The sequence below is a fragment of the Thioprofundum lithotrophicum genome (genome assembly GCF_055387065.1).
The window spans coordinates 682,420-690,000 of the sequence record NZ_AP042379.1 but is presented as its reverse complement, the minus strand read 5'-3'; the positions used below and the strand labels follow the sequence as shown (position 1 = coordinate 690,000).

At 62.7% G+C, this 7,581-nt stretch carries 5 protein-coding genes, 5 tRNA genes and 2 rRNA genes (1 of these 12 only partly in view); all 12 read left to right on the top strand.

The annotated features are described in order from the left end of the window. Window positions 1-1,910 (top strand): 23S ribosomal RNA (locus tag ACZ5BH_RS03275) (it extends 982 nt beyond the left edge of the window). Between the two features lie 105 nt (window positions 1,911-2,015). Beyond that, window positions 2,016-2,131 (top strand): 5S ribosomal RNA (gene rrf / locus ACZ5BH_RS03270). 386 nt (window positions 2,132-2,517) lie between these two features. Further along, entirely contained in the window at window positions 2,518-2,961 is a 444-nt protein-coding gene (locus ACZ5BH_RS03265) for a universal stress protein (protein ID WP_464890487.1), read from the top strand. Beyond that, entirely contained in the window at window positions 2,858-3,958 is a 1,101-nt protein-coding gene (gene birA, locus ACZ5BH_RS03260; protein ID WP_464890486.1) for a bifunctional biotin--[acetyl-CoA-carboxylase] ligase/biotin operon repressor BirA, read from the top strand. Before ACZ5BH_RS03265 ends, birA begins: the two co-directional genes overlap by 104 nt. Next, entirely contained in the window at window positions 3,951-4,709 is a 759-nt protein-coding gene (locus ACZ5BH_RS03255; RefSeq protein ID WP_464890485.1) for a type III pantothenate kinase, read from the top strand. Before birA ends, ACZ5BH_RS03255 begins: the two co-directional genes overlap by 8 nt. Continuing rightward, window positions 4,706-5,347 carry an SPOR domain-containing protein gene (locus tag ACZ5BH_RS03250; RefSeq protein ID WP_464890484.1) on the top strand — a complete coding sequence of 214 codons (642 nt, stop codon included), beginning with the start codon at window positions 4,706-4,708 and terminating at the stop codon, window positions 5,345-5,347. Before ACZ5BH_RS03255 ends, ACZ5BH_RS03250 begins: the two co-directional genes overlap by 4 nt. A 72-nt stretch (window positions 5,348-5,419) precedes the next feature. Beyond that, window positions 5,420-5,495: transfer RNA gene (locus tag ACZ5BH_RS03245), tRNA-Thr, on the top strand. Window positions 5,496-5,645: 150 nt separating this feature from the next. Beyond that, window positions 5,646-5,730, top strand: a tRNA-Tyr gene (locus ACZ5BH_RS03240). 161 nt (window positions 5,731-5,891) lie between these two features. After that, window positions 5,892-5,965: transfer RNA gene (locus tag ACZ5BH_RS03235), tRNA-Gly, on the top strand. Between the two features lie 75 nt (window positions 5,966-6,040). Then, a tRNA-Thr gene (locus ACZ5BH_RS03230) sits at window positions 6,041-6,115 on the top strand. A gap of 57 nt (window positions 6,116-6,172) precedes the next feature. Then, entirely contained in the window at window positions 6,173-7,363 is a 1,191-nt protein-coding gene (gene tuf / locus ACZ5BH_RS03225; protein WP_464890472.1) for an elongation factor Tu, read from the top strand. A gap of 107 nt (window positions 7,364-7,470) precedes the next feature. Further along, window positions 7,471-7,546: transfer RNA gene (locus tag ACZ5BH_RS03220), tRNA-Trp, on the top strand. Window positions 7,547-7,581 lie beyond the last annotated feature (35 nt).

The window sequence follows — 7,581 nt, the reverse complement described above, 5'->3', positions numbered from 1 at the left end:
AGCTAAGGTCCCAAAATCACAGCTCAGTGGGAAACGATGTGGGAAGGCACAGACAGCCAGGAGGTTGGCTTAGAAGCAGCCACCCTTTAAAGAAAGCGTAATAGCTCACTGGTCGAGTCGGCCTGCGCGGAAGATTCAACGGGGCTCAAGCTGTGTACCGAAGCTGCGGATGCAAGCTTGCTTGCATGGTAGAGGAGCGTTCTGTAAGCCTGCGAAGGTGTGCTGTGAGGCATGCTGGAGGTATCAGAAGTGCGAATGCTGACATGAGTAACGATAAAGGGGGTGAAAAACCCCCTCGCCGAAAGCCCAAGGTTTCCTGCGCAACGCTAATCGGCGCAGGGTTAGTCGGCCCCTAAGGCGAGGCAGAAATGCGTAGTCGATGGGAAACAGGTTAATATTCCTGTACCTCGTATCATTGCGATGGGGGGACGGAGAAGGCTAGGCCTACCGGGTGTTGGTATACCCGGGGAAAGTGCGTAGGCGGAGGACTTAGGCAAATCCGGGTCCTCTTAACGCCGAGACACGAGACCATCGCCCATGTGGCGAGAAGTGGTTGATGCCATGCTTCCAAGAAAAGCCTCTAAGCTTCAGATGATACGGGACCGTACTCCAAACGGACACACGTGGGCGGGGAGAGAATCCCAAGGCGCTTGAGAGAACTCGGGTGAAGGAACTAGGCAAAATAGCACCGTAACTTCGGGAGAAGGTGTGCCCCTGTGTACGTGAAGGCCCTCGCGGCCGGAGCGGAAGGGGGTTGCAGTGACCAGGTGGCTGCGACTGTTTACTAAAAACATAGCACTCTGCAAACTCGAAAGAGGACGTATAGGGTGTGACGCCTGCCCGGTGCCGGAAGGTTAATTGATCGGGTTAGCCCTCGGGCGAAGCTCGTGATCGAAGCCCCGGTAAACGGCGGCCGTAACTATAACGGTCCTAAGGTAGCGAAATTCCTTGTCGGGTAAGTTCCGACCTGCACGAATGGCGTAACGATGGCCACGCTGTCTCCACCCGAGACTCAGTGAAATTGAACTCGCTGTTAAGATGCAGCGTACCCGCGGCAAGACGGAAAGACCCCGTGAACCTTTACTACAGCTTCACACTGAACTTTGAGCATGCCTGTGTAGGATAGCTGGGAGGCTTTGAAGCCGGGACGCCAGTTCCGGTGGAGCCGTCCTTGAAATACCAGCCTGGTATGTTTGAGGTTCTAACCCAGGCCCGTCATCCGGGTCGGGGACAGTGTGTGGTGGGTAGTTTGACTGGGGCGGTCTCCTCCCAAAGAGTAACGGAGGAGCGCGAAGGTACCCTCAGCGCGGTCGGACATCGCGCATTGAGTGCAAAGGCATAAGGGTGCTTGACTGCGAGACAGACATGTCGAGCAGGTGGGAAACCAGGTCTTAGTGATCCGGTGGCTCTGCATGGAAGGGCCATCGCTCAACGGATAAAAGGTACTCCGGGGATAACAGGCTGATTCCGCCCAAGAGTTCACATCGACGGCGGAGTTTGGCACCTCGATGTCGGCTCATCACATCCTGGGGCTGTAGCCGGTCCCAAGGGTATGGCTGTTCGCCATTTAAAGTGGTACGCGAGCTGGGTTTAGAACGTCGTGAGACAGTTCGGTCCCTATCTGCCGTGGGCGTTTGAGACTTGAGGGGAGCTGCTCCTAGTACGAGAGGACCGGAGTGGACGTTCCTCTGGTGTTCCGGTTGTCACGCCAGTGGCACTGCCGGGTAGCTATGAACGGACGGGATAACCGCTGAAAGCATCTAAGCGGGAAGCCCCCCCCAAGATGAGGTCTCACTGGATCCTCGAGATCCCTGAAGGGCCCTTGTAGACCACAAGGTTGATAGGCTGGGTGTGGAAGCGCAGCAATGCGTGAAGCTAACCAGTACTAATTGCCCGTGAGGCTTGACCATATAACACCCAAATGTTCTGGGTGCGGTTGTCAACAACGTGCACTGACGAACCCTTCATCATCGAATTGGGGACGGCGACGCAAGTCGACGGCCCTTACCAGTTTGCCTGGCGGCCATGGCGAGCGGGTACCACCCGATCCCATCCCGAACTCGGAAGTGAAACTGCTCAGCGCCGATGATAGTGTGGGGTTTCCCCATGTGAAAGTAGGTCACCGCCAGGCTTTAATTCCCAAACCCCGCAGGTTCCCCCTGCGGGGTTTTTTATTGCCCGCGAATCAGGCGATCACGTGGCAAATTCCAACACCGCAGGGCTCCGTGCACGCGACGCACACCGGTCTGAGATATGGAATGCCCATTTCGGCTATCTCACCAGCCAACCAAACAGTCGAACTCCCCGGGCGTTTGTGCCAAACTTAACAGGCTGTTGAAAAAGCCCATCCATGGGCTCTTTCCACCCGGGAAAGGAAAACGCGGTTTCCCTTCCCTTGCATATTCAATGACTTGACGTCATTGAAAATGGCGATGCCTCCGAAGCATCGCACACAGGCTGTCGAAAAACGGTGTTTTCAACAGCCTGTCAAACGGATACCCAGCCCGAGGTTTGGTGATGGCAACCGCCTACCAGCACATTCTCGTTCCCCTCGATGTTTCCGACGAAGCGCGGCAGGTGCTCGATCGCGGGCAGGATCTGGCCCGGCGCTACCAGGCGCGCCTGAGCCTCTTGCACGTGGTGGAACCGGTCATCATCGACACCAGCTACGACCTCATCGGCCCCTTGCCGGTGGAAATCGACGAACCGCTGCTGCAGCGGGGCCGCGACTTTCTCGAACAGATCGCCAGGGAATACGGGCTCGATGCCCAACGGGCAGTGGAACTGGGGCCGGTCAAGGGCACGATCCTCGAATACGCCCGAAACAACGACGTCGATCTGATCGTCATCGGCACCCATGGCCGGCATGGTGTCAAGCTGCTGCTCGGCTCCACCGCCAACGCCGTCCTGCACGGCACGCCCTGCGACATCCATGCCGTACGGATCCGGGAAGATCACTGACTTTCGCGACACGATGCTGGACAATCGCCACGCGGTTCTGCAGATCTTGGCAGACGGTCGCTTACACTCCGGACAGACCCTGGGCACCACTCTCGGTCTCTCCCGGGCTGCCGTCTGGAAGATCGTGGCCAGCCTCCGCAACCACTGGGGGCTGCGGATCCAGGCCATCCGCGGCCGCGGTTACCGTCTTGCCAGCCCCGTCCCCCTGCTCGATCCGCAACGGATCCGCGCCCGCCTCAATGCGCCCTGCCGGGGCCGTCTGCGGGACGTCACGGTACGCTGGTCGGTCGACTCCACCAACCGGCAGCTGCTGCAACGCGCCCAGCAGGAGGACATCCATGGCCATCTGCTGCTCGCCGAACAGCAGATTGCCGGACGGGGCCGCCTGGGCCGCCAGTGGCATTCCCCGCCCGCGGCCAATCTCTATTTCAGCCTCGGCTGGGTGTTTCCGCCGGGCACCGATCTCAACGGGCTCAGTCTGGCCGTCGCCGTGGCCCTGTGGCGGGCGCTGTCGGCGCTTGGGGTACGCGGGCATGGCATCAAGTGGCCGAACGATCTCTGGTGGCAGGAGCGCAAACTGGCCGGGATCCTGATCGAGATGCGCAGTGAGGCCGAAGGGCCATGGCAGGTGGTGATCGGCGTCGGTCTCAACGTCGCCATGTCCCGGCTCGTTTCCGTGGACATCGATCAGCCCTGGATCGATCTGGCCGGCATCCTGGGGACGGCCCCGGATCGCAACCGGGTCACGGCAACGCTGCTCGATACCCTGCTGCCGGCGCTGGAGGGACACCAGCAGCAGGGCCTGGCGGCCTGCCGGGACGACTGGCAGGCCGCCGATCTGCTCCAGGGGCGACCGGTCGAATTGCAAACGGGCGAGCGGCGCCTGCGGGGCATCGCCCGGGGCATCGATGCCCAGGGGGCGCTGTTGCTGGAGACGGGGGAGGGGCTGCTGGCCTGCCATGCGGGCGACGTGCGACTGAGGCCGCTCGATGGCTGAACGGATCCTGCTGCTGGATGTGGGCAACACGCGCCTCAAGTGGGCGCTGGACGAGGAGGGCACCTTCCTCGCCGGGGGCGGGTTTCGCCATGGCGGCCGGCTCGCACTGGCAGAACTGGAGACGCTGCCCGCGGACGCGGCGCCGCAACGGGTGGTCGCCAGTTGCGTGGCCGCCGACGCCGTCTGCGCCGCGCTCGAGGCGTGGGCGGGTGAGGCGCTGGGGCTGGCGCTGGAGCGGGTTGCGGCGCCTGCCCGGGGCTGGGGGATCGTGAACGGCTATGCGCATCCCGATCGCCTGGGCAGTGATCGGTGGGCCGCGCTGGTCGCGGCCCGCCACCGCTGCGCCGGCCTCCTGTGCGTGGTGGATGCCGGCACCGCCATCACCCTCGATCTGCTCGATGGGCAGGGGCAGCATCAGGGTGGCTACATCCTGCCCGGCTTGCGCGCCCTCTTCGAAGACGTCTGCGCGCGCACGGCGATCCGCGTGGCCGATTTGCCCGAGCCCAAGCGCACGCCGGGACGGGATACCGCCTCGGGACTGGTCAACGGAGCGCTGGAGGCGGCCTGTGCCTGCATCGAGTCGGTGGTGGCGCAGTTCGAACGCCAGCACGGCGAAGCGGTACAATGCCTGCTCACCGGGGGCGACGGGGCGCTGCTGTCTCCCCATCTGCAGATTCCGCATGCCACGGAACCGGCGCTGGTCCTGCAGGGCCTGTCCCGGATTGCCCGAGAGGATCCCGCAACATCATGAAATGGCTGATCTACCTGCTGCTGCTGGCCAACATCGGCGTCTTTTTCTGGCATTTCCGGCCGGCGATGCTCACGGCCGCGCCCGGCGGGCCGGGGGATGCGGAGGCGGCCCTGTCTCTGGTTTTGCTCGAGGAGGCGCGCGAGCAGGCCGCCGCGCCGGCGGCCGCGGGGCGGTGTCTGGATCTTGGACCGTTCACGACCGTCAAGCAGGCCAGTCTGGCGGCGGCGGCGCTCAAGGCGCACGGCATCGAAGCCCGTCAGCGGATCAGCCGGGAGGCCCGGCGCAAGGCCTACTGGGTGTTGCTGCCACCGGCGATCTCGCGCGCCGAGGCCCGCGAGACCCTGGCCAGACTCAAGCAACTGCAGATCAGCGACTATTTCCTGGTCCCCACCGGCGAGAAGGCCAATGCCATCTCCCTGGGGGTGTTCTCCAAGTTCGAATCGGCCCATCGCCGGATCAAGCAGATGCAGAAACTGGGCTTCAAGCCGGTGTTCGAGAAGGTGGAACTGGCGAAGCGGGAGTACTGGCTCGAATGGCCCGCCAGCGCCGGCAAGCCGCCGCCATCCGCCCTGGAGACCCTCCGGCGGATCCGCGCCGAGGCCCGGATCGTTCCCCGGCCCTGTGCCGTCTCCTCCTGATGACCGGCTGACGGGATTGCACAGGCTCACGGCAGTTGGATAGAATGCGCGTCCCGGCGCGACCGGGACACGGCCGGTATAGCTCAGCTGGTAGAGCAACTGACTTGTAATCAGTAGGTCCGGGGTTCGACTCCTCGTGCCGGCACCACAACGCGCCCGGAACGCAGGTATCGGTTCCGGGTTTTTTTGATCTGCGGACCGCCGCGGGGCCAGGAAGCCACCAGAATCAGGCATTTCCGGCCACCAGACGGTTGACAGCAGGTGACCGCTCGACGAAAATACGCAGCTTCGTTCGCGCGGAGGGGTTCCCGAGTGGCCAAAGGGATCAGACTGTAAATCTGACGGCTCCGCCTTCGGAGGTTCGAATCCTCCCCCCTCCACCAAATACAGGCACGAGTGACGAGGGCCGAGGTACGAGGTTTTCTGCGGAGAAGCAGGGTGGCTTCTCCTGATGGGATTACAGGAACAGACGAACGCTCGCAGATGTTCCGGCGCTGGTCGAAGGGCCTCGTCCCTCGGCCCTCGTCCCTCGCCACGGTTCGCTGCGGGTGTAGTTCAATGGTAGAACCTCAGCCTTCCAAGCTGATGACGTGGGTTCGATTCCCATCACCCGCTCCAGACACAAGAGGGCCGAGTGACGAGGGCCGAGGGAAAAGCGGTTTTCCTCGTCCCTCGGCCCTCGCAACTGAACAGGCCCATATAGCTCAGCGGTAGAGCACTCCCTTGGTAAGGGAGAGGTCCCCAGTTCAATTCTGGGTATGGGCTCCATATTTTGCAGTAGATATATATTTGGTATAAACCACACGACTCGAAGGAGGCCCGGCGGTGTCCAAGGAAAAATTTGAACGTACGAAACCTCACGTGAACGTTGGCACGATTGGTCACGTGGACCATGGCAAGACGACGCTGACGGCGGCGATCACGAAGGTGATGGGCGAGAAGTTCGGCGGCGAAGCCAAGGCGTATGACCAGATCGACTCGGCGCCGGAAGAGAAGGCGCGCGGGATCACGATTGCCACGGCGCACGTGGAATACGAGTCGGAGAAGCGTCACTACGCGCACGTGGACTGCCCCGGGCACGCCGACTACGTGAAGAACATGATCACCGGCGCCGCGCAGATGGACGGCGCCATCCTGGTGGTCTCTGCCGCGGACGGCCCCATGCCGCAGACGCGGGAGCACATCCTGCTGTCGCGCCAGGTGGGCGTGCCGTACATCGTCGTGTACCTGAACAAGGCCGACATGGTCGACGACGAAGAGCTGCTGGAGCTGGTGGAGATGGAAGTGCGTGAGCTGCTGGACAGCTACGACTTCCCGGGCGACGACACCCCCGTGGTCATCGGCTCGGCCCTCAAGGCCCTGGAAGGCGACACCTCCGACATCGGCGTGCCGAGCATCGAGAAGCTGGTGGCGGCGATGGACGAATACATCCCCGAGCCGGAGCGCGCGATTGACGGCGACTTCCTGATGCCGGTGGAAGACGTGTTCTCGATTTCCGGTCGCGGCACCGTGGTGACCGGGCGTATCGAGCGCGGCATCGTCAAGGTGGGCGACGAAGTGGAAATCGTCGGCATCCGCCCGACCCAGAGCACCACCGTGACCGGGGTGGAAATGTTCCGCAAGCTGCTGGACGAAGGTCAGGCCGGCGACAACGTGGGCGTGCTGCTGCGCGGCACCAAGCGTGACGAAGTGGAGCGCGGCCAGGTGCTGGCCAAGCCCGGCTCGATCACCCCGCACACCAAGTTCGAGTGCGAAGTGTACGTGCTGAGCAAGGACGAAGGCGGGCGTCACACCCCGTTCTTCAACGGCTACCGTCCGCAGTTCTACTTCCGGACCACGGACGTGACCGGCTCCTGTGACCTGCCGGAAGGGGTGGAGATGGTGATGCCGGGCGACAACGTGCAGATGACCGTGAGCCTGATCGCCCCGATCGCCATGGAGGAAGGCCTGCGCTTCGCCATCCGCGAGGGCGGCCGCACCGTCGGCGCCGGCGTGGTCTCCAAGATCATCGAATAAACCCAGGACCGAGGCACGAGGGACGAGGGACGAGGAAATTGGCCGGATGCGTTGCGATGCATCCGGCTTTCCTCGTCCCTCGTCCCTCGTCCCTCGTCCCTGTTTTTAGGCCAGTAGCTCAATTGGCAGAGCAGCGGTCTCCAAAACCGCAGGTTGGGGGTTCGATTCCCTCCTGGCCTGCCATTTTTCACCGCGTGGCGGTGAAGCGAACAGCGACG